The following is a 23,875-nucleotide window of genomic DNA, read 5'->3' on the forward strand; positions in this document are numbered from 1 at the left end:
GGCGCTGTTTTCAGCACGTTCGCACTTCTATAACCAAATGGTGAAGGCAGGCCCTCAGTGAATCCTGTTTTTGCCGCTGATATTTTTGCCTTGGGCGTCGCCGCCGGTGTGTTGGGCCTGGTGATGCTGTTCAGTCTGATCATTGCTTACGCCTACGACGAGCCGACCCTGTTCGCCCTGGGCGGCTACGTGCTGCTTGTCACTGTGGCCTTGCTTGCGGGTCGGCAGACGGACTTGCCGCTTCATGACATTGAATCTGTTGTGTTGATTCTTGGGCCGACCCTGGTCGCCGGCCTGCATGCCTGGCTGCTGCGCAAGCGCCAGATCAGCCTGGGAGATCAGCTCGTGATGGCCGCGACCGTGCTGATCGCGCTCGCAATCGCAGGGCTTCGGATGGTGGATAACTCGCCGTTGGCCATCCTGGCTGGCAGCTATGGGCTGGGGGCCCTGCTGGTGCTGTCATGGTTGTATTTGTGTCTGCCCGCCTGGCGCATTTCCGGCCCCTGGAAATGGTGGCTGGTGCTGGGGCACCTGGGCGGGCTGGTCGTCGCGCTGCTTTTTTTGCTGGGCACCGTGGTTTCCGAGGCCAGCTATTGGCCGGTGGCCCTGATGCTGTTGCTGCAACTGCCTGCGACCTATCTGGCGCTGGTCTGGCGCAGCCGCCTGCTCAATGAAGGCCGGTTGCGCGGGCTCGCCGCCAAGGTCACCGATCCGCTGACCGGCCTGTCCAGCCTGGCAGTTTTGATTGACCGGCTGCGGCCGGCCATCGGCCGCGCCCAGAATCTCAAACACGGCGGAGCGCTCTATCTGATCGAGATCAACAACCTGGCCGGGCTGCTCCATGAACTGGGCGCGGACTCCAAGGAAAAAATCATTCTTGAAGCAGCCAACCGCATCCGGCGTGCCATCAGCGACAGCGACACCGCGGCCCGGATCACGGAGCAATTGTTTGCCGTGGTTGCCCAGGACTTGGAGGACGACGGGCAAGTCGATTCTCTGGCGACGCGGTTGCTGGTCAGCGGATTGCGCATCGAAAGTGATTTCCTGCCCGGCGTGTCTTTGCAGTTTCGTGTCATCGCCACCGATCTGAAGGTCAGGGTGCTGCCCCACACCGCCGCCGCGCAGGCCTGGCTGCGTGGTTTGGTCAATCATTTCGCGGCCTGGCCCGATACCCACCGTTCACGCAACATTCTGCTGTTTTCCAACGGACAAATACGCCGGCCGCAAAGCGCCGCGAGCAACAGCAGTTTCTGAGCGGCAGCGCCGCCTGATGCCAGGCTTTCCCTCTTTTTTGTTTCCTGACCTGCGCAACTCCTGACCCCATGGACGATCTTTTCACACCTCCCCCTCCCGCCGCCCCCGAGCTGCCCGACCAGGAGTCGCTCGCCGCTTACGCCCAGCGCGCCTACCTGGAATATGCGCTCAGCGTGGTCAAGGGCCGGGCCCTGCCCGATGTCTGTGACGGCCAGAAGCCGGTGCAGCGCCGCATCATGTACGCCATGGCGCGCATGGGTCTGGGGTTTTCCGGCGCGGGTGGTGCCAAGCCGGTCAAAAGCGCGCGTGTGGTCGGCGACGTGCTGGGCAAGTACCATCCGCACGGCGACCAGGCCGCCTATGACGCGATGGTGCGCATGGCGCAGGACTTCAGCCAGCGTTACCCGCTGATCGACGGTCAGGGCAACTTCGGTAGCCGCGACGGTGACGGCGCGGCTGCCATGCGTTATACCGAGGCGCGGCTGGCGAAAATCACCACGCTGCTGCTTGATGAACTCGACGAAGGCACGGTCGATTTTGTGCCGAACTACGACGGCTCGTTTGAGGAACCCCGCCAGTTGCCGGCGCGGCTACCTTTCACCCTGCTCAACGGCGCCAGCGGCATTGCGGTCGGGCTGGCCACCGAAATCCCCAGCCACAACCTGCGCGAAATCGCTGATGCCTGCATCGCGCTGATCAAGACCCCCAAACTCTCCGATGACGAGCTGTACGCACTGATCGCTGGGCCCGACTATCCGGGCGGCGGCCAGATCATCTCGACGGCCGCCGACATTGCTGCTGCCTACAGCACCGGCCGCGGTTCGCTCAAGGTGCGCGCGCGCTGGAAGATCGAGGACCTGGCGCGCGGCCAGTGGCAACTGGTGGTGCAGGAGCTACCGCCCGGCGTCAGCACGCAGCGTGTGCTGGAAGAAATTGAAGAGATCACCAACCCCAAGATCAAGGCCGGCAAGAAGGCGCTGAGCCTGGACCAGGTGCAGCTCAAACAAACCGTGCTGGCCGTGCTCGATGTGGTGCGCGACGAGTCGAGCAAGGACGCCGCCGTGCGGCTGGTGTTCGAGCCCAAGACCAGCCGCATCAGCCAGAGCGAGCTGATCACCACCCTGCTGGCGCACACCAGCCTGGAGAGTTCGTCCAGCATCAACCTGACCATGGTCGGTCTGGACGGTCGGCCAACGCAGAAAAACCTGCGGCAGATGCTCAGCGAGTGGATCAGCTTTCGCCAGACGACGATAGAGCGGCGTTCACAACACCGCCTGGGCAAGGTGCTCGACCGAATCCACATCCTTGAGGGCCGGCAACTGGTGCTGCTCAATATCGACGAGGTGATTGCCATCATCCGCCAGGCTGAGGAGCCCAAGGCGGCACTGATAACCCGTTTTAATCTGAGCGACCGGCAGGCCGAAGATATTCTTGAAATCCGCCTGCGCCAACTGGCCAGGCTGGAAGCCATCAAGATCGAGCAGGAGCTCAAGAGCCTGCGCGAAGAGCAGGGCAAGCTCGAAGAAATCCTCGGCAGCCCGGCGGCTTTGCGACGCCTGATGGTCAAGGAAATCGAGCTGGACGCCAAACAGTTCGCCGACCCGCGCCGCACGCTGATCCAGGCCGAGAAAAAAGCCGTGCTCGAAGTCAAGGTGCTCGACGAGCCGGTCACCGTGGTGGTCAGCGCCAAGGGCTGGGTGCGCGCGCGCAGCGGCCACGGCCATGATGCGGCGAGTTTTGCCTTCAAGTCCGGTGACGGCCTGTACAGCACCTTTGAATGCCGCACGGTGGACAGCCTGCTGGTATTTGGTACGGCCAGCAAAGGCTCGGGGCGCGTTTATTCGATTCCGGTCGCCATGTTGCCCGGTGCGCGCGGCGACGGGCAGCCCGTCACCACCTTGATTGATCTGGAAACCGGCACGCAGCCCGCGCATTATTTCGCGGGCCCGACCAGCGCGACGCTGCTGCTCAGCGGCAGCGGCGGTTACGGCTTCCTCGCGACGGTGGAGAACATGACGACGCGGCTTAAGGGTGGCAAGGCCTTCATCAGTTGCGCCGAAGGCGAGACGATCTGCAAGCCCTCCCATGTCTCAGGCAGCAGCGGCCCAGCGCCGCTCAACCCGGCCACCCACGTGGCCTGCGCATCAACAGCCGGGCGCATCCTGACCTTTGAAATCAGCGAACTCAAAACCCAGCCCGCCGGCGGCCGGGGTCTGATGCTGATCGACCTGGACGCCAAGGACACCCTGGCTGGCGCGGCTGCCTACACCCGCAGCGTGAAAATCGAAGGCATCGGACGTGGCGGCAAGGTTCGCGAGGAAACGCTGGAGATCCGCAGCCTGAACAATGCACGAGCCGCACGTGCGCGCAAGGGCAAGGCGGCTGATCTGGGCTTCAAGCCGTCGTCGATCTCGCGGCTGGAATAACACCGGCTGGTGATGCTGCTTTTTCCGCGTTTCTAATCCCATACAGCAGGCCCATGATTCGCTGGATGCTGGTGATTTTCCTGGCCCTGATCCTGATCAGCTGGTTCACCCCATTGCTGCAAAAGCTGGGCTTCGGAAAACTGCCGGGCGACTTCCGCTTCAAGTTGTTTGGCCGCGAATGGTTTATTCCGCTGACCACCACCCTGCTGCTGAGTGCACTGGCAAGCCTGATCAGCAAACTGATTTGAACCCGGAGAACAGATGCCGACCCACACCGTTCAAGCCCAGGCCCTGAGCACTCACGACGGGGCGCCGGATGTGCGCTTGTCTGCCGGTACGGCGCCAGTGGCCTGTGTGGACATCGGTGGCACCAAGGTCGCTGTCAGCGTACTCGATTCGCAGGGTGTTCGGGGCCGGCTGGTCGAGCCCACGGCCAGGGAAGGCGGCGCTGACGCGTTGGCGCAGCAGGTGCTTCGAATGATTGACGGCAGTTGCCGGGCAGCGCAGGTCAGCCGCGAAGACTTGGCCGCAGTTGGCGTGGCGTCTTGCGGACCATTTGTCCTGAACCAGGGGTCCATCGAGCTGGCCGCGCCCAACATCTGCGGCGGCCTCGCCGGCGCAGCGCGTGGTTTGCCCAACACCTGGAGGTCGGCTGTACTGGAAGCACCGCTGCGCGCTGTGTTCAAGCAGGTACGCATTGAAAACGACGGCATTGCCGCGCTGGAAGCCGAGCGCCGCTGGGGCGCGCTACAGGGCCTGGACCATTGTGCTTATGTGACCTGGAGCACCGGCATCGGCGTCGGCCTGTGCGTCGATGGCCGACCGCTGCACGGCAAAATGGGCAACGCCGGTCATGCGGGCCATATGTTTGTCAGTGACAACGATGACGCGCTGTGCGGCTGCGGCAACATTGGCGACCTCGAAGCCCTGGTCGCCGGCAACGCGATACCACGGCGTTTTGCAAGTCGCGGTTATGCGGACGCGGCGGGCCTGCTGCAAGCCGCACGCAGCGGTGACGCGCAAGCGGCGCTGCTGGTCGACGATCTTTGCCGGATCCTGGGTCGCGCGCTGTACAACCTGGTGGTGACGCTGGACCTTCAGAGCATCAGCCTGGGAGGTAGCGTGTTCTGGCATCACCGAGACTACCTGCTCCCGCGTTTGCAGGCGCAGCTCAGCGGCAGATTGCCCGCCTTGACAGAAGGCGTTGAGCTGGTGGCCGCCGGGCTGAAAGACAAGGTCGGGGACTACGCGGCGCTGGCCTTGGTGGCCTGAGCCTTCAGACCGCATCGCTCAGGGCAGCAGCTTCCATTCGTGGCTGCATTTTCGGCACCTCACCAGCAACTGTCCGTTGCGGCGGTCCTCTTCCACCACGCTCAGGCGGCCGTACTCCGCGCATTGCGGGCAATTGGCCTGGTCGGCGACGGTTTCTGCGTGCGATAACAGGTAGAGATAGCGGCGCAAGGCCCAGAGTGCCAACGCACCACTGACGATAAACAGGCCGGCGTTGACCAGTTTGTCGCCGAGGGTGCCGCCCTGAAAAAGCTCCAGCGTCGCCATCAGCGCAATCGTGCTGAGCAGAGCCAGCAACATGTGCGCATGACTGGACAGCAGTTCACGTTCGTACCATTTTCGAAAACCGATGGTGCGTATACCCTCGGCCAGTGGACGGTTGAGGTAGTTGCGTTGAGTCATGGCCGTTCCGGGTGAATAAGGAATAGTTACATACTTCCCGTATTCCTGCCAGCGCCTGGCAAAGACCCGCCCGGCCGCGCCGCTTTCGCTGGCCTCAGCCCGGATCCAGGTCGGTGAGTGTATTCAGAAAGGCCTTGCGCCACCAATGCACATCCTGCTGGCGGATACGCTCAAGCAACTTCTGGTGACGTTTCTGGCGTTCGGCCAGGGGCATCTGCAGCGCGACCTGGATGCTTTCAGCGGTACCGTGGGTGTCGTAGGGGTTGACCAGCAGCGCTTCCTTGAGCTGCTCGGCCGCGCCGGCAAAACGCGAAAGCACCAGCACGCCAGGATCGGCCGGATCCTGCGCCGCAATAAATTCCTTGGCGACCAGGTTCATGCCGTCGCGCAGCGGCGTGACCAGGGCCACGCTGGCCACCCGGTACAGGCCGGGAAGGCGTTTGCGCGCCACGTTGCGATGGATGTAACGCACCGGCATCCAGTCAAGTTCTCCGTAGTCGCCATTGATCGATCCGCAGAGACTTTCGAGCTCCTGGCGCAGCCCGGAGTAGGTGTCCAGCGCCTCACGGCTCGGTGAGGCGATCTGGATCAGCGTGGCACTGCCCAGGTTTTCGGGATACTGCTGCAGCAACTGGCGAAACGCCCGCAGGCGCTGCGGCAGTCCTTTGGAGTAGTCGAGCCGCTCCACACCCAGCAGCAGGCGCCGGCGCGAATACTCGTCCTTCATGCTGTCGAACATGTCGCGCGCATCCTTGCCATGGGTCAGCGCCGCAAATTCATCGACGTCGATCCCGATCGGAAACGCCTGTGAATGCACGGTGCGCCCGAACGCACGGAACTGGTGTTTGTCCAGCGCTTCGGCGCCGGCTTCCTGTCCCACATAACGCGAGAAATGGTCCACGTCGCTCTGGCTTTGCAGTCCCACCAGATCGTAGGCAAACAGCGAGCGGATCAGCCACTCGTGCTGCGGGATCGCGGCCAGAATCAGCGGTGGCGGCAGGGGGATGTGCAAAAAGAAACCGATGCGGTTTTTGCAGCCCATGGCTCGCAGTTCGGCGGCCATCGGGATGAGGTGGTAGTCATGGACCCAGATGATGTCGTCGGGTTGGAGAAGGGGCATCAGCTTGCGCGCCATCATCTGGTTGACGCGGCGGTAGCCGCCGATGAAGCCGGCATCGAAGTCCGCCAGGTCCAGCCGGTAGTGAAAGACCGGCCAGAGCACGCCGTTGCTGTAGCCCAGGTAGTAACTGTCGTGGTCCTCCCGGCACAGGTCCACGGTGCTCAGGGTGACGTTGCCGGCCTGCTGGGTGTGTATCTCGCCCTCACCGGGCGTGCCGCCTTCGACAATCGTGCCGCTCCAGCCGAACCACAAGCCCCCGTTGGTGGAAAGCGCATCACCGAGCGCCACCGCCAGGCCGCCCGCTGCCGTCTTGCGCGGATCGGCGACCCGGTTGGAGACCACAACAAGTCTGCTCATACCTGGCTGTCCCAAGGGTCTGAAAGGCGCACCGCCGCGTTGATGATGCCCACCATCGAGTAGGTCTGAGGGAAGTTGCCCCACATCTCACCGGTCACCGGGTGTGTGTCTTCCGACAGCAGGCCGACATGGTTGCGCGCAGCCAGCATGGTTTCGAAAATCTCGCGCGCCTGCGCCTTGCGGCCGATGCGGGCCAGCGCATCGATGCGCCAGAAGGTGCAGATGTTGAAGGCGGTTTCGGGTTTGCCGAAGTCATCGGGCGCTTCATAACGCCGCATGTAGGGGCCATCGCACAAATGCTTTTCCAGCGCATCGACGGTGGCGACAAAACGCGGGTCCTTGGGGTCGATGAAGCCGACTTCGATCATCAAGAGCACACTGGCATCGAGATCGCGGCCCCCAAAACTTTCGGCGAAGGCCTGGCGCTCCTCGCTCCAGGATTCGCGCAGGATACGCTCGCGCATGGTGTTGGCATGGCCGTGCCAGTAAATCGCGCGCTCTGGCTGCTTCAGCGTGACGGCAATCTTGCCGAGACGATCACAGGCGGCCCAGCACATCAGCGCCGACGAGGTGTGCACTCGGGCGCGGGTACGCAGCTCCCACATGCCGGCGTCGGGTTTGTCGTAGTTGCGCACAGCCTGTTCGCCGACTGCTTCCAGTCGCGCAAATTCGGCTTCGCCGGCGCGATGCAGCAAGCGGTGGTCGTGGAAAGCCTGGGCCGCACCCAGCACCACGTTGCCGTAGACGTCGTGCTGGAAATGCTCCTGCGCCTGGTTGCCCACGCGCACCGGGCCCATGTTGCGGTAGCCGCCCAGATGGCCGTAGGTGGCCTCCGGCAGTTCGCGCTCCAGACCGATGCCGTACAGCGGCTGGATGTGGCCGCCGCCGGCCTGCACCACCACGTTGCTGAGCCAGCGCAGGTAGTCTTCCATGGTGCCGACTTCAGACAGGCTGTTGAGCGCGCGCACCACAAAAAAGGCGTCGCGCAGCCAGCAGAAGCGGTAGTCCCAGGTCCGGCCGCTGTGGGGTGCCTCGGGAATGCTCGTGGTCATGGCCGCAACAATGGCCCCGGTGTCTTCAAACAGCGAGAGCTTGAGTGTGATGGCAGCACGTATCACGGCTTCCTGCCACTGCAGCGGCAGGTGCAGGCGCTGGCTCCACTTGCGCCAGTAACTCAGTGTTTCTTCCTCGAACAGGCGCGCGGTGTCGGCAATGCCGTCGGCCAGCGACTCGTCGGCGCCGAGCAGGAAGTTGTGTTCACGTGTCAGCACAAAAGGCTGGCGCGACAGCAGATGGGCAATCGGCGCGTCGGTGTTCAGGCGCAGGGTCAGCGCGTCACCGACATAACGCAGGTGGTTGCTGCCATGCGTGATGGCAGGTGTGCTGCGGCCCCAGTCGTAACGGACGTCCAGCGCCACGCGGATGCGCGGCGCGCCGTGGATGGGGCGCACGCGGCGCACCAGGGTCATGGGCCGGAAAAAACGCGAGCGCCGGTAAAAGCGCGGCGCGAAGTCGGTGATTTCAATCGCCTGGCCACTGGTGTCAAACAACTGCGTGCGCAGCACGGCCGTGTTGTGTTCATACCATTGCTTGCTGTGCGAGAAATTTTCAATCTCGATCGCAAAGGCGCTGCCCTTGTCGCTGGGGTCCAGCAGGGCGTTGAAGACCGGGTCGCCGTCAAAACGCGGCAGGCAGCACCAGACAATGCGCGCGCGCGCATCGACCAGCGCGCTGAAGGCGCAGTTGCCGATCACGCCCAGTGACAGCGAAGGCGAAGCCGGTGCTGCAAAGCTGTGGGCACCATCTGCGGCGGCGGATGGCAAGGGAGCGTCAGGACTGGAATTACTCATGAGGACAAACTTTCAGCGCGCGAAGCGCGGCGGGGGACAAGCGCCGACTGTAGCCAGGTGGCCATTTCGGGCACGCCAGCGCAACGGTACTGCGCGCTGGTGGGGCCGGGGCCAACCTTGACGGCATGTCCGCCCAATCCCAGCACTGCGCTGAAACCGTCTTCGTCGGTGACGTCATCGCCGGCAAATACCGGAACCCGTCCGGCAAACGGCGCCTCGGTCATGAAGGCCGCAATGGCTGTGCCCTTGCTGACGCCGCTCAGCTTGAGGTCAATCACACATTTGCCCTGCATCAGCTGCAGGCCCTTGCTCTGTGCCACCGCTGCCTGCATCACCTGCAGGCACAAGGCTTCGAGTTCTGGCGCGTGGCGGTAATGCAGGCTGAGCGCCAGGTTTTTATGTTCGAGCTGAAGGGCTCGGTACTGCCGGACCAGGCCCTCCGCAGCAGCGAGCACATGGCGCAGGTCGGCGGCCGGTGCGCTGATCAGCTGAGCCTGCGCGTTGCGGCGTTGCGCGCCGTGCTCGACGGCAGCCGGCAATAGCAGCGGAGCGAGAAAACCATCCAGATCGCGCAGGCGGCGACCCGACACCAGCGCCAGCGCTCCGTCGAGTTGGCTGGACAGGGCGGCCAACGTGCGGGTGAGTGCGGGAGGAACAAGGACCGCGTCGGGGTGGGACGCGATCTCCACCAGCGTTCCGTCGAAGTCAAGAAAAAGCGCTGTGCGGGCGGTGATGCGGGGAAGCATTTCGTGAGGCATGAGCATTGCAAGCTACCTTAGCAGAAAGCCCGCCAGCAGCCTGTAGGCCGGAGCCGTGTTTGGCCCGATGACGCTCAGTGCGTGCCGGTTTCCAGCGACTGCTGTACTGCTCGCACACGGGCGGCCTGGATCATCTCGCCGATGTTTGCGCCCGACAGTCCGGCTGCCTGCGCGGCCTGGGCCACCGGCTCGGTGGCGACCGACTGCGCTGCCTGCAGGACCCGGCCCAGGCGTGCGCGCTGGGGGTAGGCGGAGTCTTCCAGCCCAAGCCGGCCGCGCGCGTCACATTCGCAGGACAGCAAAACCTCTGCGAAACGCTGCGGCTTTCGAAAAGCGTCGCAGCGCTCCAGCAGGCGCACCAATGCAGCCGCGCCGAACTCCGCGCTGCGGTGGATATTGCCGTGTTCACGCGCCACCACCTCACCGAGCTCGCGACAGTCGGTCGGCACACGCAGGCGCTCACACAGGCCCCGGAGCAAGCGCGCACTGCGTTCTTCATGGCCGATGTGGCGCGGCCACACCTCGGCCGGCGTCGTGCCCTTGCCCAGGTCATGGCCGAGGCAGGCAAAACGCACGGCCAGGGGGGCCTGCAGGCGCGCCGCCATGTCCAGCACCATCATCAGGTGGATGCCGGTATCGACTTCGGGGTGGTACTCGGCGCGTTGCGGCACGCCCCAGAGGCGGTCAACTTCGGGCAGCAGCTTCTGGAGTGCCCCGCAGGCGCGCAGCACCTCGAACATGCGCGACGGGGTGTCCTCCATCAGGCCGCGCGCCAATTCCTGCCAGACCCGCTCGGCCACCAGCGCATTGACCTCGCCGTCCGCCACCATCTCGCGCATCAAGGCCAGGGTTTCCGGCGCCACCGTGAAGTCCGCAAAGCGCGCGGCAAAACGCGCAACCCGCAGGATGCGCACCGGGTCCTCCCGGAAAGCGTCAGTGACATGGCGCAACACTTTGGCCTGCAAATCGCGGTGCCCGCCCCAGGGGTCGATCAGAAGCTCTTCTTTTATATCAAATTGGCCTTCAGCCCATGCCGGGCGGGCGTGAATAGCTATGGAATTGATAGTAAGGTCGCGTCGCGCCAGATCTTCTTCAAGCGTCACACCGGGGGCCGCGTGGATCTCAAAACCGCGGTAGCCGCGTGCCGTTTTGCGCTCGGTACGGGCCAACGCATATTCATCCCGTGTCTGGGGATGAAGAAAGACCGGAAAGTCCTTGCCGACCGGCAAAAAACCCTGGGCCACCAGTTCGTCCGGCGTTGCCCCCACCACCACCCAATCCCGGTCCTGCACGGGCAGGCCGAGCAAGGCATCACGGACTGCGCCGCCGACCATGTAGATCTCCATGGTGCAAGTGTAGGGGCAGCGCTTGCTCGGAAGTCTGACGGGCTGCTAGACCGCAGCCCAAAAAACCGCAAACCAGCCCTTTGGGTCGGTCCAGTAGTTGATCTGCGTGAAACCCGCGCGCCGCAGCAGGGTGGACATGGACGCGAGTGTGTATTTGTAGGAGCTTTCGGTGTGGATACGTTCGCCACCGCGAAAAGACCGCTCGCCGCCTGGCCAGCGCACGCTGAGGTTTTTCTGCGCCTGCAGGTGCATCTCGATCCGCGATTCGGACTCGTTAAAAATTGCCAGATGGCGCCACTGGCGCGTATCGAAATCGGCGCCCAGCAGGCGGTTGATGTGGCGGAGCATATTCTTGTTGAAAGCGGCCGTGACACCCAGCGCATCGTCATAAGCGGCTTCCAGCGTGGCCCGATCCTTGACCAGGTCGATGCCCAACAGAAGGCCACGTGCGGCGCCCTGGGCCGGGTCCACCATGCGCTGCAAAAACGCCAGCGCCTGATCTGGCGAAAAGTTGCCCAGGCTGGAGCCGGGGTAGAAAATCACCCGGTCGCTGGACTGGACTTCGGGCGGCAATACCAGCCCGGCTGAAAAATCCATACCGACGCCGACAATGTCCAGTGCGGGGAAGGCCGCTTGCACCTGCTCGGCCGCGTCGCTCAGGAAGTCGACCGAAATATCAACGGGCACATATTGCCGCGGCTGCAGGTGCGGAATCAGGCTGCTGGCCTTGGCGCAGTTGCCGGCACCCAGGTCGATCAGGCAGGGCTGATGTATGCCCGCGTCGGCCAGTGCGCCGGCCATCTGCGCATGGGCCGTCTCAAAAATGCCGGCTTCGGTACGTGTCGGGTAGTACTCCTCAAGCTGGGTAATGGCTTCAAACAGCTTGGAGCCCAACGCGTCGTAAAAATACTTGGGCGCCACGCTGGCGGCCACATCGATCAGGCCATCGGCGAGTTCCTGGGAGGCGCTGCGAGACGGCCCCCCCGACCTGTCGCCGTAGCGGTTGATGAACTGAGGGGAGGCGGGTGCCAGTGCCAGACCGGTGAGCTTGAGAGGTAAATTCAAAATCGAATTCTTCAAAGGAGTAGCAGGGACTTTAAAAGAAATCGGCTTGTTGCGTGTGTAGGACTGTTTCTCTTTGCAGGAAAAGCCACCGGCCAACTGGGGCAAAGACCCGTGCCCCATGCTGGCAAGCGCTGCCTGCCAAGCTCAAAAGCGGTCCTGTCTTCATTGTCACATCCGATTCATGCGCGCCGCGAATTTCTGCATGACGCCTGGCTCGCGGCCGGCGGCGGCTTGTTCGGGCTTCCGGTGTATCCGCCGCGAAGATGATTGCCGCGTTGCCAGCCCATTGCCTACGGTCATGTTGTGGGAAGCACGATGTCCGTGCTTCCCGGGTGTACCCAGCGCGCAAACTCGCGTGTGGTGTCCATGCAACCGCCGTGCCGGTAGATGCCGCGCGGCTCGCGATAACGCTGCATCAGGGCCAGGGTGCGCTCGACCTCGGCGGGGTCGAGCCGGGTGGCCGCCACCAGCTTTTCCACCTTCGCTTCGTCCATGCGCGCATCGCCAGCCGCGTCCTGGTAAGTGGCGTGCCGCCAGTGAAATATTTCGAGACATTTGTCGGTCAGGGTGTAGGGCCGGTCCTGTTTCCAGAAATTGGTGAACAGGCCATCCCCCAGGTAAATGACCCAGGACCCTTCGTAGCCTGACGCATCGGCCGACGCCTCGTCGGGGTTGCGAAACCAGACCCGGTCACCCGGCACAAAATAACGGGCCGGCAGCGGTGCCTCCATCGTCCCCTGCTCGCGCAGGAAGACGTCGTGGAACTCGCCCGACATGATGGGCCGCTGTGACCAGAGCGACTCCAGCTGATGAAACAGCCCCGGATGGCAATGCGCGAGCTCCTCGGCAATGCCCAGCAGGATCACGTACTCGGTGGCGCGATAGCAGGAAAAGGCATACAACGTGCCGGACACCTCGGGCTGCGTGGCCTTGGCCAGCGCTGCGGTCAACGAGACACCAGGCAGGATGACAAAGCCGCAGTCTTCCTTGTACGTCCAGCAGTCGGCGGGGCGTTCGGCCTGGCTGGTGTGGAAGGCCAGTGTGGTCTTGCGCGCTGCCTGCACGATATTGCGGCGGATGTGCACGGCCGACACCAGCTCGTCCAGGCTGGGAAACTCCGCGCAGACCGGTGACACCAGCAGCGCCAGCACGATTTCACGCACCAGGTCGGCCGGGTTGTGCGCGGGAGCCAGGTGCAGCTTGCGGGCCAGCCCAAGCGTGTCGTGACCGGGCGCCCATTCGGCAGCCAGGTGTGCAGCAAGGCTCAGGTGCAGAAAGCTTCCCGCTGCATCTGTGCCGTCACGGACCATCACCGATGAGCCGAGTTCCTCTGCTTCAAGGCGAGTCAGCAGCGCTTGCAGCAACTGCGCGGCGCTGGTGCCCGCGCCCCGCCTGAGCACAATGCCGCAGTCCAGACCGGCTGGTGTACCCGATTGATTCATGCGCCGCATCTCCTCCGGCGGTTTTTTTGTGATGTCCAGCATCCCGACAAGCTCTTGGTCTCCGGTTGCGCGTCAATATAACCCAGCCGGTGCCGCTAGGGGCTAACCCGAGGACGCCGGGCCGACCGATCCGCGCTCGCGGGTCAACAGCTTTTCCAGCAATGGCGCAACCCTTTGCGCCGGACGATTTCAAGTACCAGATCACCGTCAGGGACATCCGGATTCAAGCTTCCGGAAAATCCAGCTTTTTCTGGCTGCGGAACTGCCGGCGCTGGCCGGTGAAGGGGTCCTCGAGGCTGATGGACTGCGCCAGCAACTGCAGTGGCAAGTGGTAGTCGTCCTCGGGTGTTGGGTCCAGCGGTGGGTAGACGCGGTCGTTGACGATGGGCAGGCCCAGCGCATACATGTGCACCCGCAGTTGGTGTTTTTTGCCCGTCACCGGGCGCAGGGCGTAACGCGCCAGCGGGCCGCGTATCTCCAGCAGTTCCATGGCGGTTTCGCTGTTCGGCGGCCCGTCCACCTCGGTCTGGCGGAAGAAGGGCTGGCCCTCCACGATGCGACTGCGGCTCACGCGCGGAAAGCGGATGTCGGCACGCCAGGGCGCAATCGCTTCATACACCTTGTCGACGCTGCGCTGGCGGAACAGGTCCTGATAGGCCGCGCGCTCCTGCGGCTGAATTGAAAACAGCACAATGCCCGCAGTCTCGCGGTCGATGCGGTGCAGAGGGCTCAGGCCGTGCAGGCCCAGCCGGTTTTTCAGCCGCACCAGCAAGGTCTCCTGCAGGTAGTGGCCCGAAGGTGTGACCGGCAAAAAATGCGGCTTGTCGACCACCACCAGGTGCTCGTCCTGGAACAGCAGTTCTTCGTCAAAAGGAATACGCGTTTCTGGCGGCAGCGCGCGGTAGTAATACAGCCGCATGTGGCCGCGGTAGGCGCGCTGCGGTGTGACCGCTTCTCCGAATTCGTCAACAACTTCGCCGGCCGCCATACGCTGCAGCCAGACCTCGCGCGAAATATCAGGGAAACGCTGGACCAGAAAATCGGTAAAGCCCGGCCAGTCGCCGCCGGGCAGGCTGACACAACTGGGGCTGACACCGTCCCGCACCGGCAGACCTCCCTGTGCGGGTTTGTGCGTCACACGCGTTCGAACACCAGGTCCCAGACGCCGTGCCCGAGCTTGATGCCGCGGTTTTCAAACTTGGTCAGGGGCCGGTAGTGCGGCTTTGTTGCATAGCCGCCATCGGTACTGCCCGCGGTGTTGTTCAGCAGCGGCTCTGCGGCGAGCACCTCAAGAATCTGTTCGGCGTAGGGTTGCCAGTCAGTGGCGCAGTGGATATAACCGCCGGGTTTGAGCCGGCTCACCAGTTGCGCGATCAGCGGCGGCTGGATCAGCCGGCGTTTGTTGTGTTTTTTCTTGTGCCAGGGATCAGGGAAAAAGATGTGCACGCCGTCCAGGCTTTGCGGCGCCAGCATGTGCTGCAACACTTCCACGGCGTCGTGCTGGACGATGCGGATGTTGGTCAGGCCGCGCTCACTGATGCGTTTGAGCAATGCGCCCACGCCGGGCGTGTGTACCTCGCAGCAGAGAAAATTTTTATCCGGCATCAGCGCGGCGATGTGGGCCGTGGCTTCGCCCATGCCGAAACCGATTTCGAGGACGGTCGGCGCCGTGCGTCCATACCCCGCCGCAAAGTCCAGGGGCGCGGGCGCATAAGGCAGCAGGTAGGCTGGGCCCACGTCTTCGAAGGCCTTGGCTTGCCCGACGGTAGTGCGGCCGGTGCGGCGCACAAAGCTGCGGATGCTGCGGTGGCGGGCGGTCCCTGTCGCAGGGGGGAGGTCGTCGCCGGGGGGAGTTGTTTCAGTCACGGGGCTGATTTTACCGGCGCGTACAGCGCCGCCCATTGCTGCACCGCCTGCGCCAGCCAGTCCGCCAAGGCGCCGCCAGTGGCCATCTGCAGGCCCAGCACCTGCGCTGCGGCATGCAGGCAGGCCAGCGGTGCGCCGGTGTCCAGCGGCTGCGCCCCGTTCTGCTTGGACAGTTTGTCGCCGTCGTCGTCAAGTACCAGCGGCAGATGCAGGTAGCGTGGCGTCGGCAGGCCCAGCGCGCGCTGCAACAGGATCTGGCGTGCGGTGTTGTCTGCCAGATCCGCGCCGCGCACGATGTCGGTGATGCCCTGCGCGCCATCGTCCACCACCACAGCGAGCTGGTAGGCCCACAGGCCATCGGCGCGCCTGAGTACGAAGTCACCCACGGCCTCGGCGACGTTTTGCTGTTGCAAACCGAGCCGCCGGTCCATCCATGTCACGTTCTCGTTTGCTACCAAATCAGTAGCAGCTTGCGCTTGCTGGGCATGGGCTGGAAGCAGATTCTGTTCGATATTCCAGGTCAGGAGGCGCCAGGCGCGCGCCGGGCGGCCCTGCAGTCCGTGGCGACAGGTGCCGGGGTAGACCAGCTCGCCATGGCGGTGTTTGGGCTGTCCGGCCTCAGCCAGCGCCTGGGCGATGTCCTGCCGCGTGCAACCGCAGGGGTAGGCGCGTTGCCTGGCGACCAACGCCCCCAGTGCGGCTTGGTAAGCCGTGCCGCGCTGCGACTGGTAAAGCGGTGGCGCATCGGGCAGCAGCCCGCAGGCGGCCAGTTGCTGGAGGATCAGGGCGTCAGCGCCCGGCACACAGCGCGGTGTGTCGATGTCCTCGATGCGCACCAGCCAGCGGCCACCGTGCACCCTCGCATCCAGCCAGCTTGCCAGTGCCGCCACCAGTGAGCCGGCATGCAGCGGCCCGGTGGGTGAGGGCGCGAACCGGCCAATGTAGTTGGCCTTCACGCTTGTCACTTCATTTGTCCGTTCGTACTGAGCCTGTCGAAGGATGGCCACCGGCCGTGGTTAACAGATGGACAAAGCCATTTCGAGCCCGGAGAGAAAGCCATCTTCAACCCGGTGGCCAGTGCACCAGTCGCCGCAGGCGCCGATGCGGGATTTGGCATCCCACAAAAAGGGCTTGCCCAGCACATCGGTGGTTTGGGCGTAGCGCCAGCGGTGCACGGCAACATGTGGAGGTTGTGCGCGTATGCCGGTGACCTCGGTGAAGGCTTTCAGCAGTTTGGCCTTGACGCGTTCGTCGTCATCCTCGAGATGGCGTTCGGACCACTCAGGGCTGGCCTGCACGGTCCAGCGTTCGATCGCGCTGCGGCCGGGTTTGGACGACTCGCGTGCCAGCCAGGCGATGCGGTGGTGCGTGCTGCGCGCGGCATTCCACTGCGGGCCCAGGTGCGGCAGGGTCGGCTGCAGCGCTTGCGGAAAGGCCAGCATCAGGGTCCAGCACGGGGCGATGCTGACGCCGGCGAGTGCTGGCATCAGGGCCTTGCCCTGTTGCGAGCTCAGCAGCAGCGCGTGCGCTTGCGGCGAGGGCAGGGCGAGGATCACCGCATCGAAGCCCGAATACACCAGGGGGCGTGCGCCGGGGCCTTCGGTCTGCAACTGCCAGCGCTCGGGGTGCAGCTTGTCTGCCTCCATGCGGATCACCTGGGTTTCCAGCACCAGCGCATCGGCGGCGGCCAATGGCTGGGCCCATTGTTTGACCAGCGCGTTCATGCCCGGTGTCGGCACCCAGTGCGCCTCCTTGGGAGGCAGGGAAGAGGCCACCACGCGGCCGGCCTCGTCGAGGATGCGCACGGTGTTGGCGCTCCAGGGGCGCACCAGGCCGGCGCTGGTGGCCAGGGCTTTTTCGAAACGTGCGTCGCGCACCGTGAAGTACTGGGTGCCATGGTCGAAGTCGCCGAACTCGGTGTGGCGGGTCGCCATGCGGCCGCCGGCGCTGCGGCTTTTTTCAAACACCGTGACGCGGTGGCCGGCCTGTACCAGGGTGCGTGCGCAACTGATGCCGGCAATGCCGGCGCCCACCACGGCATAGTGCCGGGGGGCAGCCGAAGCCGCGGGAGGTTTGGAGGGTTTTTTGCCGGGTTTTGTTTTTGCTGTCATGGCTGCACTCTACACGCTGTGGTGACGCTCCAGCAATGCCAGTTGCGTCTGCGGGCTGGACAGTTGCTCCAGCCACCAGCTCAGGGCGCGGCCCGGCGCACCCGTCGGGGCAGGCGGGACCGCCGCCTTGCCGCCTTTTTTGACCGCTGTGGGGGTGGCGCCGCGCCAGGCATAACTCATGGCCATCGGGCTGCGCGGACGGTCCACCGCCTTGACCACCAGCCGTCCGGCGGCGATGTAGGGCCGGGCCAGGCACTCGGGCAAAAAACCGCAGCCCATGCCGCGCAACTGGGCCTCCAGCTTGTGCTGCATGGTGGGCACCGTCAGCACATCCTGGCCGCCCAGCAGTCCGACACTGAGGCCGCTGCCGCGCACGGTGGTGTCAGCCACGGCCACAGCGCGGTGCTGTTGCAGCAGTTCATCGCTGATGCTGCTGTTGATGCCGGCCAGCGGGTGGTGCGGTGCCACCGCATAGACAAAGGCCAGCTGGCCCATGGGACGGTTCAGGATGCCGCGTGACTGCGAAACTTCCACCACGCAGCCGATGGCCAGGTCGGCCTGGCCCGAGACCAGGGTTTCCCAGGTGCCCGACAGCGTCTCGGAGCGAAGACGCAGTCGGGTTGGCGGATTCAGCGCGTAAAAGGCCTCGCAGAGTTCAAACAAGGTGGTGCTGGACACCACGCCGTCTGCGGTGATCGTCAGTTGCGGCTCCCAGCCGGTGGCGACGCGCCGCACGCGGTGGGCCACGGCATCAAGTTCGATCAGCAGGCGGTTGCCCTCCCGTAGCAGTTCGTGGCCGGCTTCGGTCAGACGCGCCTGGCGCGAGGAGCGGTCAAACAGCAGCACGTCGAGCGCGTCCTCCATCTGCCGCACGCGGTAGGTCAGCGCACTGGGCACCACGCCGAGCTCGCGCGCCGCCGCGGCCAGGCTGCCCGTGCGGTGTACGGCCTCTATCAGGCCCAGGGCTTCGGGGGTCAGGGCATCGCGAACACTGTGCATGATTTCATTCAAATAATTTGAATGATGCCATCAAACAGCGGCAATGACCAAGCGGACAAGCCCCCCTACATTGGAGTCATCGGGAAGAAACCAACCTCCCTCTCTGAAAGTGAAAGGACAACCCCATGATCACCCTGAGAAAATCCGCCGAACGCGGTTATGCCGACCACGGCTGGCTCAAGTCGTACCACTCGTTTTCCTTTGCCGGTTATTACGACCCTGCCCACATGGGCTTCGGCAATCTGCGCGTCATCAACGAAGACCGGATCGCGCCGGGCACCGGTTTCGGCACACACGGTCACCGTGACATGGAAATCATCAGTTATGTCATGAGTGGCGCCATCGGGCACAAGGACAGCATAGGCAACGGCGCCTCCATCCCACCGGGCGACGTGCAGCGCATGAGCGCCGGCCGTGGCATCCAGCACAGCGAGTTCAACCATGCGGAAGATGCGACAACGCACTTTTTGCAGATCTGGATCGAACCCAATGTCACGGGTATCGCACCCGGCTACGAGCAGAAAACCTTTGCAACTGCCGAAAAACGCGGCGCGCTTCGGCTGGTGGCGTCCAACGATGGCGCCGAAGGTTCGGTCACGTTACACGCCGATGCCAAGCTGTATGCCGGATTGTTCGACGGTGATGAACGCGCGGAGCTGGCGCTGGATCCAGGCCGCAAGTCCTATGTGCAACTGGTGCGTGGCGAGCTCAATGTCAACGGCAAGTCGCTGGCCGCCGGCGATGCTGCCAAGCTGGAGGGCGAAAGCCGCCTGCAACTTTCTGGCGGCAAGGATGCGGAGGTGCTGGTGTTCGATCTGGCACCCTGAGTATCAGAACCGGCGCGGAACTTCCCTGATTGCGGTACACACTGACTTGCGCGCCACAGCGCTTAGGTTCATTATTTTGTTTTCTATCACTTTCCAAAAAGGCTTCTCATGCTCAACTCACTGCAAAACCCGTTTTCCCTGATAGGCCGCGTGCTGATCGCGCTGCTGTTCATTCCGGCTGGCTTCGGAAAAATAGCCGGATTTGCTGGCGTCACCGGCTACATCGCGTCCAAGGGTGTTCCGCTTCCCGAGGTCGCAGCGGCCATTGCCATCGCGGTTGAGCTGGGTCTCGGCCTGCTGCTGCTGGTGGGCTTTCAAGCCCGCTGGGCGGCGCTCGGCATTGCGATCTTCACTGCCGTGATCACCGTCATCTTCCACGCCTACTGGTCGGTGCCCGCCGAACAGGTCATGCAGCAGCAACAGGCCTTTTTCAAGAACATCGCCGTGGTTGGCGGGCTGCTCACCATCGTCGCCTGGGGCCCCGGCGCCTGGAGCCTGGACGCCAAGCTCAAGGGTTGATGGCGTTGCGCTGAAGACGTGCGTCAGGCCAGCCTTTGCCGGCTGGCCTTTTTTTAATTGAGGAACCAGACAATGACAACAGTTGTGGTGCTTTACCACTCCGGCTATGGCCACACCCAGCGCATGGCGCAGGCGGTGGCTGATGGCGCAGGCGCCGACCTGCTGGCTATCGATGCCGAGGGCAATTTGCCCGATGGCGGCTGGGAGGCGCTGGCCGCAGCCGATGCCATCATCATGGGCTCGCCCACTTACATGGGCAGCGTGAGCTGGCAGTTCAAGAAGTTTGCCGATGCGTCATCGAAGGTCTGGTACACCCAGGGCTGGAAAGACAAGCTGTTCGCCGGTTTTACCCACAGTGCGGCCATGAATGGCGACAAATCCTCGACCTTGAACTATCTCTTCACGCTGGCGATGCAACATGGCGGCCTGTGGGTGAGCCAGGGTGTGATGCCCAGCAACAGCAAGGCATCGCAGCGTAACGACCCGAACTACCTCGGCTCCTACAGCGGCGCCATCGGCCAGGCCCCGGCAGATGCGGGCGCTGGTGACATGCCGCCCGGCGATCTGGAATCTGCGCGGGTTTTTGGTGAACGTGTGGCCGCGGTCGGTGCACGTTTCAAAGTTTGAGCGACATTGCGTGAGCAAGGTCCCGTATCCAAGGAGGTCCCATGCCTGTTGAATTGACCCGCGACAAAAACCACGAGCTCGCGCAAACCGTGGTGACAGGCCGTCACACGTTGACCGCCGACGCCACCCTTGCCGAGGGCGGCGACGATGCCGGTCCCAGCCCGCATGACCTCTACGATGCGGCGCTGGGGGCCTGCAAGGCGATCACGGTGATGTGGTACGCCCGCAAGAAGGGTATTCCGGTGGACGACGTCAACACGGTGGTCACACGCGACGATTCCGGGGAGCGTGCCGGCATTTACAAACTGACCGCGACCTTGCAGATCCGTGGCGCACTCAGCGACGCGCAGTTGCAGGAGCTTGAGGCGGTCGCCAGAAAATGCCCGGTTCACAAACTGATGGCCACCGTCACCACCGAGATCAGCACGCAGGTGCAGAGGCTGGCATGAGCCACTTGGCGAGGGGCCCCGGCATAGCGGGGGATCGACGGCAGGCGAATGCCAGCAGGGAGCCGACGCCTTGGGGCGCGCGCTTTCGTTGGCGTACGGGAGGTGACACATGAGTGTGCTCATGACACTGGGGGGCCACGACAAGGACCTCGGTGGTGGCTTCACCGTGCGGCGCTTGCTGCCCGCGGCGCAGCGGCAGTCGGTCGGCCCCTTCCTGTTTTTCGACCACTTCGGCCCGGTCACGATAGCGCCTGGCGGCTCGCATGATGTGCGCCCGCATCCCCACATCGGCCTGGCCACGGTGACTTATCTGTTCGACGGCGCCATCATGCACCGTGACAGTCTGGGGTTCGAACAACGCATCGCGCCCGGCGCGATCAACTGGATGACGGCGGGCCGCGGCATTGTGCATTCGGAGCGTGGACCGCAGGATCTGAAAGCCAGCAATTATGTCAACCACGGCATCCAGCTCTGGGCCGCGCTGCCGCGTGAACACGAGGAAGTCACACCCGACTTCGAACACACACCCGCCGACGCGATTCCTTCAATGGTGCTGAACGGGACACAAGTGCGTGTGTTGATCGGCGAGGCCTTTGGCAACAAGTCGCCGGTCAGGACCTTTGCGCCTACGCTGTATCTTGATGTGCAACTCGCCGGCGATAAAGCCTTTGAATTGCCCCCGGTCGCGCAGGAACTGGCGATCTACACGGTCGATGGCGACATCACGGTCGATGGGGAGTTGTTGCCGGCGCATCGGCTCGCGGTTCTGGCCCCGCATGCTCAAGTCACCCTGCTGGCTGGTCAGGCCACGCGGCTGATGGTGATCGGCGGCGATGCGCTCGATGGCCGCCGCTTCATGTGGTGGAATTTTGTGTCCAGCCGCAAGGAGCGTATCGTGCAGGCGTCGCGCGACTGGGAGGCCCAGGCCATGGGCCATGTGCCGGGCGATGCGGAACTGATTCCGCTGCCCGAGCGTCGTTTCAGCGCAGAGTGACTTACCGCGTCAAGTGATAGCACGTGCCAGACGCAGCCCGCTGAATTGCCACTGCGCATCCGGCGGGAAGAAGTTGCGGTAACTTACGCGGATGTGGCTCAGCGGCGTCGCGCAGGAGCCACCGCGCAGCACAAACTGGTTGCACATGAACTTGCCGTTGTACTCGCCGACCAGTCCTTCCCACGGCTTGTAGCCGGGGTAGGGGTTGTGGTTGGATTGGGTCCATTCCCAGACATCGCCAAACATCTGCGCCGGGCTGCCGGGGTGTTGGTGCTGCTGCGCAATCGGGTGGTAGGCCGCACTTTCAACGAAGTTGCCCTGTGCCATTTGTTGAACCGTCAGGCTACGCGCTGCGAGTTCCCATTCAAACTCGGTCGGCAGCCGGGCGCCGGCCCAGCGGGCGTAGGCGTCAGCTTCAAAATAACTGAGATGGCAGACCGGTGTGTGTGCGTCCACCTGAACCAGACCCTGCAGCGTGAAGTTCCGGTAATCCCCGTCGGCGTCGGTCTGCCAGTACAGCGGCATGGCCGCGCCTGTGGCTTGTACCCAGTCCCAGCCCATGGACAGCCACAGCTCAGGCCGGCGGTAGCCGCCGTCGTCGATGAAGGACATCATCTCGCCGTTGGTCACCAGCCGGCTGCCGATCTCGAAAGGGGCGATGTAAACCTTGTGGCGCGGTGTTTCATTGTCGAAGGCAAAGTCGCCGTCACGACTGGAGTCGAAGCCTTGTTCCCCCAAACCACTCTCAAAGCCCAACCAGCGCTGCGGCTGGAGGCTGATGCCGGCCAGAGGCCAGTGGCGCGCATAGGCCGGGCGTGCGGGGTTGAAGGACAGCGCGTGTTTGATGTCAGTCAGCAGCAGCTCCTGATGCTGTTGTTCGTGGTGCAAGCCCAGCGTGATCAGTTTGTTGAGTTCTGCATCGTCCGGATGCAGGGTCAGCACGGTCAGAATGCGCTCGTCAACTTGCGCGCGATAACCCAGCACTTCGTCGAGCGTGGGTCGGCTGATCAATCCGCGCTGCGAACGCGGGTGTTTGTCGCCAACGCCGTTGTAATAGCTGTTGAACAGCACCCGAAAACCAGCGTTGTAGGGCTTGAAGTCGGGCTCGAATCGCTCCAGGATGAAGGTCTCGAAAAACCAGGTGAGGTGCGCCAAATGCCATTTGGCAGGGCTGGCATCCGGCATGGACTGCAACTGGCAATCTTCGGCGGTCAGGGGTGATGTCAGCGCAACCGATTGCCGGCGCACCTGCGCAAAGCGCCGCGCCATGCCGCTGGCGGCGTCTGCAGGTTGCTGATTCGCGAGATGTGGGGAAAAGGGCATGGCGTGCACCTGTGAGTCGGTTAAACGATCAGCCTTTCACGGTTTGACCGCGCTGGCTGTCGGACAAGGCGCCGATATCCACTTTGGGTGCCAGTGCTGCGTCCACCGCGCGGCGTTCATCGAAAACAAAACACTCGCCATCGAAGTGCGCGTGGCCCTCAGCCTCGAAATATTTCAGAATGCCGCCTTCCAGCTGGAACACATGGGCCACCCCGGCTTCGCGCATGAAAATCGCGGCTTTTTCGCAGCGTATGCCGCCGGTGCAAAAACTCACGACGGTTTTTCCCGCCAGTTCCTCACGATGGGCCAGCAGGGCTTGCGGAAACTCGGTGAACTTGCTGATGCGCCAGTCGATCGCCTTCCTGAAGGTGCCGACGTCGGCTTCAAAGTCATTGCGCGTATCCAGCGTGACGACGGGACGGCCGCTGTCGTCGTGGCCGGCATCGAGCCAGCGCCTCAGGGTTGCTGCGTCCACCGACGGTGCACGGCCTGCCGATGGCCGGATCGCCGGGTGATCCATGCGGATGATCTCGGGCTTGATCTTGACCAGCAGCTTGCGAAAGGGCTGGGCAGTGGACCAGCTTTGCTTGACCTCCAGGTCGGCAAAACGGAGATCCCTGCGCAACCATGCCAAAAAATCATGAATGTCGCTGCTGCCACCGGCCAGAAAAAGGTTGATACCTTCTTCGGCCAGCAGCACCGTGCCGCGCAGGGCGCGGCTTTGCGCGGCGTCACGCAGCGCGACCTGCAGCCCCGGCAGGCCGACCAGGGCGATGAACTCGTAGGCTGCAATGTTCAGAATCTGCATGATGCCGGTCATTGTAGGCAGGGCTTGGGCGGCGGGCAGCGT

At 63.7% G+C, this 23,875-nt stretch carries 23 protein-coding genes; 9 read left to right on the forward strand and 14 right to left on the reverse strand.

What is annotated here, in order from left to right:
• Positions 1-57: 57 nt before the first annotated feature.
• From ACH2CW_RS16915 to ACH2CW_RS16930, 4 genes are all read left to right on the forward strand, one after another.
• Positions 58-1,254 carry a diguanylate cyclase domain-containing protein gene (locus tag ACH2CW_RS16915; protein WP_395060265.1) on the forward strand — a complete coding sequence of 399 codons (1,197 nt, stop codon included), beginning with the start codon at positions 58-60 and terminating at the stop codon, positions 1,252-1,254.
• A gap of 68 nt (positions 1,255-1,322) precedes the next feature.
• Positions 1,323-3,680, forward strand: a complete 2,358-nt coding sequence (parC, locus tag ACH2CW_RS16920; RefSeq protein WP_395060267.1) for a DNA topoisomerase IV subunit A — start codon at positions 1,323-1,325, stop codon at positions 3,678-3,680.
• 53 nt (positions 3,681-3,733) lie between these two features.
• Positions 3,734-3,928 (forward strand): DUF2905 family protein, encoded by a 195-nt coding sequence (locus tag ACH2CW_RS16925; protein ID WP_395060269.1) that lies wholly within the window; start codon positions 3,734-3,736, stop codon positions 3,926-3,928.
• A gap of 13 nt (positions 3,929-3,941) precedes the next feature.
• A complete protein-coding gene (locus ACH2CW_RS16930; RefSeq protein ID WP_395060271.1) occupies positions 3,942-4,952 on the forward strand; it encodes an ROK family protein in 1,011 nt (336 codons plus the stop codon).
• 18 nt (positions 4,953-4,970) lie between these two features.
• Here ACH2CW_RS16930 and ACH2CW_RS16935 read toward each other — a convergent pair whose 3' ends face one another.
• The 12 genes from ACH2CW_RS16935 to ACH2CW_RS16990 all read right to left on the reverse strand — a co-directional run bounded on the left by ACH2CW_RS16935 (position 4,971) and on the right by ACH2CW_RS16990 (position 18,286).
• Positions 4,971-5,372, reverse strand: coding sequence for a hypothetical protein (locus ACH2CW_RS16935; RefSeq protein ID WP_395060273.1), 402 nt, complete (start codon positions 5,370-5,372; stop codon positions 4,971-4,973).
• A gap of 94 nt (positions 5,373-5,466) precedes the next feature.
• Positions 5,467-6,849 (reverse strand): alpha,alpha-trehalose-phosphate synthase (UDP-forming), encoded by a 1,383-nt coding sequence (gene otsA / locus ACH2CW_RS16940; RefSeq protein ID WP_395060274.1) that lies wholly within the window; start codon positions 6,847-6,849, stop codon positions 5,467-5,469.
• Positions 6,846-8,699, reverse strand: a complete 1,854-nt coding sequence (locus tag ACH2CW_RS16945; protein ID WP_395060276.1) for a glycoside hydrolase family 15 protein — start codon at positions 8,697-8,699, stop codon at positions 6,846-6,848. The genes otsA and ACH2CW_RS16945 overlap by 4 nt, the downstream gene beginning before the upstream one ends.
• Complete coding sequence (otsB, locus tag ACH2CW_RS16950; RefSeq protein ID WP_395060278.1) at positions 8,696-9,457, reverse strand: trehalose-phosphatase; 762 nt, start codon at positions 9,455-9,457, stop codon at positions 8,696-8,698. The genes ACH2CW_RS16945 and otsB overlap by 4 nt, the downstream gene beginning before the upstream one ends.
• A gap of 74 nt (positions 9,458-9,531) precedes the next feature.
• Positions 9,532-10,803 (reverse strand): multifunctional CCA addition/repair protein, encoded by a 1,272-nt coding sequence (locus ACH2CW_RS16955; protein WP_395060280.1) that lies wholly within the window; start codon positions 10,801-10,803, stop codon positions 9,532-9,534.
• Positions 10,804-10,848: 45 nt separating this feature from the next.
• Positions 10,849-11,868, reverse strand: a complete 1,020-nt coding sequence (gene egtD, locus ACH2CW_RS16960) for an L-histidine N(alpha)-methyltransferase (protein ID WP_395060282.1) — start codon at positions 11,866-11,868, stop codon at positions 10,849-10,851.
• 296 nt (positions 11,869-12,164) lie between these two features.
• A complete protein-coding gene (locus ACH2CW_RS16965; protein WP_395060284.1) occupies positions 12,165-13,310 on the reverse strand; it encodes a hypothetical protein in 1,146 nt (381 codons plus the stop codon).
• 223 nt (positions 13,311-13,533) lie between these two features.
• Positions 13,534-14,448, reverse strand: a complete 915-nt coding sequence (locus ACH2CW_RS16970; RefSeq protein ID WP_395060286.1) for a pseudouridine synthase — start codon at positions 14,446-14,448, stop codon at positions 13,534-13,536.
• Entirely contained in the window at positions 14,445-15,176 is a 732-nt protein-coding gene (gene trmB, locus ACH2CW_RS16975) for a tRNA (guanosine(46)-N7)-methyltransferase TrmB (RefSeq protein ID WP_395060288.1), read from the reverse strand. Before trmB ends, ACH2CW_RS16970 begins: the two co-directional genes overlap by 4 nt.
• Positions 15,173-16,132: a tRNA glutamyl-Q(34) synthetase GluQRS gene (gene gluQRS, locus ACH2CW_RS16980; RefSeq protein WP_395060290.1), complete on the reverse strand. Its 960-nt coding sequence runs from the start codon at positions 16,130-16,132 to the stop codon at positions 15,173-15,175. The genes trmB and gluQRS overlap by 4 nt, the downstream gene beginning before the upstream one ends.
• A 60-nt stretch (positions 16,133-16,192) precedes the next feature.
• Entirely contained in the window at positions 16,193-17,287 is a 1,095-nt protein-coding gene (locus tag ACH2CW_RS16985; protein ID WP_395060292.1) for an NAD(P)/FAD-dependent oxidoreductase, read from the reverse strand.
• Between the two features lie 9 nt (positions 17,288-17,296).
• Positions 17,297-18,286, reverse strand: a complete 990-nt coding sequence (locus ACH2CW_RS16990; protein ID WP_395060294.1) for a LysR family transcriptional regulator — start codon at positions 18,284-18,286, stop codon at positions 17,297-17,299.
• Between the two features lie 125 nt (positions 18,287-18,411).
• Between ACH2CW_RS16990 and ACH2CW_RS16995 the strand changes: the two genes are divergently transcribed.
• The 5 genes from ACH2CW_RS16995 (at position 18,412) to ACH2CW_RS17015 (ending at position 21,702) form a co-directional block, all read left to right on the forward strand.
• Complete coding sequence (locus ACH2CW_RS16995; protein WP_395060296.1) at positions 18,412-19,113, forward strand: pirin family protein; 702 nt, start codon at positions 18,412-18,414, stop codon at positions 19,111-19,113.
• Between the two features lie 108 nt (positions 19,114-19,221).
• On the forward strand, positions 19,222-19,632 hold the full coding sequence (locus ACH2CW_RS17000; RefSeq protein WP_395060298.1) for a DoxX family protein: 411 nt from the start codon (positions 19,222-19,224) through the stop codon (positions 19,630-19,632).
• A gap of 72 nt (positions 19,633-19,704) precedes the next feature.
• Positions 19,705-20,259, forward strand: a complete 555-nt coding sequence (locus ACH2CW_RS17005) for a flavodoxin family protein (protein WP_395060300.1) — start codon at positions 19,705-19,707, stop codon at positions 20,257-20,259.
• Between the two features lie 41 nt (positions 20,260-20,300).
• The gene (locus tag ACH2CW_RS17010; RefSeq protein ID WP_395060302.1) at positions 20,301-20,708 is read left to right on the forward strand and encodes an OsmC family protein; all 408 of its coding nucleotides are present in this window, start codon (positions 20,301-20,303) and stop codon (positions 20,706-20,708) included.
• 109 nt (positions 20,709-20,817) lie between these two features.
• Positions 20,818-21,702 carry a pirin family protein gene (locus ACH2CW_RS17015; RefSeq protein WP_395060304.1) on the forward strand — a complete coding sequence of 295 codons (885 nt, stop codon included), beginning with the start codon at positions 20,818-20,820 and terminating at the stop codon, positions 21,700-21,702.
• Between the two features lie 9 nt (positions 21,703-21,711).
• On the opposite strand, the gene egtB is transcribed toward ACH2CW_RS17015, so the two are convergent.
• Positions 21,712-23,025, reverse strand: a complete 1,314-nt coding sequence (egtB, locus tag ACH2CW_RS17020) for an ergothioneine biosynthesis protein EgtB (protein WP_395060306.1) — start codon at positions 23,023-23,025, stop codon at positions 21,712-21,714.
• Between the two features lie 28 nt (positions 23,026-23,053).
• A complete protein-coding gene (locus ACH2CW_RS17025; RefSeq protein ID WP_395060365.1) occupies positions 23,054-23,836 on the reverse strand; it encodes a sulfurtransferase in 783 nt (260 codons plus the stop codon).
• Between the last annotated feature and the right edge of the window lie 39 nt (positions 23,837-23,875).

The sequence above is a fragment of the Polaromonas sp. genome, from assembly GCF_043778355.1.
Lineage (GTDB): Bacteria > Pseudomonadota > Gammaproteobacteria > Burkholderiales > Burkholderiaceae_C > Polaromonas.

Bases quoted from the DNA above. Each gene is read 5' to 3' on its own strand.
- parC (WP_395060267.1), top strand. From the start codon at position 1,323: ATGGACGATCTTTTCACACCTCCCCCTCCCGCCGCCCCCGAGCTGCCC.
- ACH2CW_RS16925 (WP_395060269.1), top strand. From the start codon at position 3,734: ATGATTCGCTGGATGCTGGTGATTTTCCTGGCCCTGATCCTGATCAGC.
- ACH2CW_RS16930 (WP_395060271.1), top strand. From the start codon at position 3,942: ATGCCGACCCACACCGTTCAAGCCCAGGCCCTGAGCACTCACGACGGG.
- ACH2CW_RS16935 (WP_395060273.1), bottom strand. From the start codon at position 5,372: ATGACTCAACGCAACTACCTCAACCGTCCACTGGCCGAGGGTATACGC.
- otsA (WP_395060274.1), bottom strand. From the start codon at position 6,849: ATGAGCAGACTTGTTGTGGTCTCCAACCGGGTCGCCGATCCGCGCAAG.
- ACH2CW_RS16945 (WP_395060276.1), bottom strand. From the start codon at position 8,699: ATGAGTAATTCCAGTCCTGACGCTCCCTTGCCATCCGCCGCCGCAGAT.
- otsB (WP_395060278.1), bottom strand. From the start codon at position 9,457: ATGCCTCACGAAATGCTTCCCCGCATCACCGCCCGCACAGCGCTTTTT.
- ACH2CW_RS16955 (WP_395060280.1), bottom strand. From the start codon at position 10,803: ATGGAGATCTACATGGTCGGCGGCGCAGTCCGTGATGCCTTGCTCGGC.
- ACH2CW_RS16965 (WP_395060284.1), bottom strand. From the start codon at position 13,310: ATGAATCAATCGGGTACACCAGCCGGTCTGGACTGCGGCATTGTGCTC.
- ACH2CW_RS16985 (WP_395060292.1), bottom strand. From the start codon at position 17,287: ATGACAGCAAAAACAAAACCCGGCAAAAAACCCTCCAAACCTCCCGCG.
- ACH2CW_RS16990 (WP_395060294.1), bottom strand. From the start codon at position 18,286: ATGCACAGTGTTCGCGATGCCCTGACCCCCGAAGCCCTGGGCCTGATA.
- ACH2CW_RS16995 (WP_395060296.1), top strand. From the start codon at position 18,412: ATGATCACCCTGAGAAAATCCGCCGAACGCGGTTATGCCGACCACGGC.
- ACH2CW_RS17000 (WP_395060298.1), top strand. From the start codon at position 19,222: ATGCTCAACTCACTGCAAAACCCGTTTTCCCTGATAGGCCGCGTGCTG.
- ACH2CW_RS17005 (WP_395060300.1), top strand. From the start codon at position 19,705: ATGACAACAGTTGTGGTGCTTTACCACTCCGGCTATGGCCACACCCAG.
- ACH2CW_RS17010 (WP_395060302.1), top strand. From the start codon at position 20,301: ATGCCTGTTGAATTGACCCGCGACAAAAACCACGAGCTCGCGCAAACC.
- ACH2CW_RS17015 (WP_395060304.1), top strand. From the start codon at position 20,818: ATGAGTGTGCTCATGACACTGGGGGGCCACGACAAGGACCTCGGTGGT.
- egtB (WP_395060306.1), bottom strand. From the start codon at position 23,025: ATGCCCTTTTCCCCACATCTCGCGAATCAGCAACCTGCAGACGCCGCC.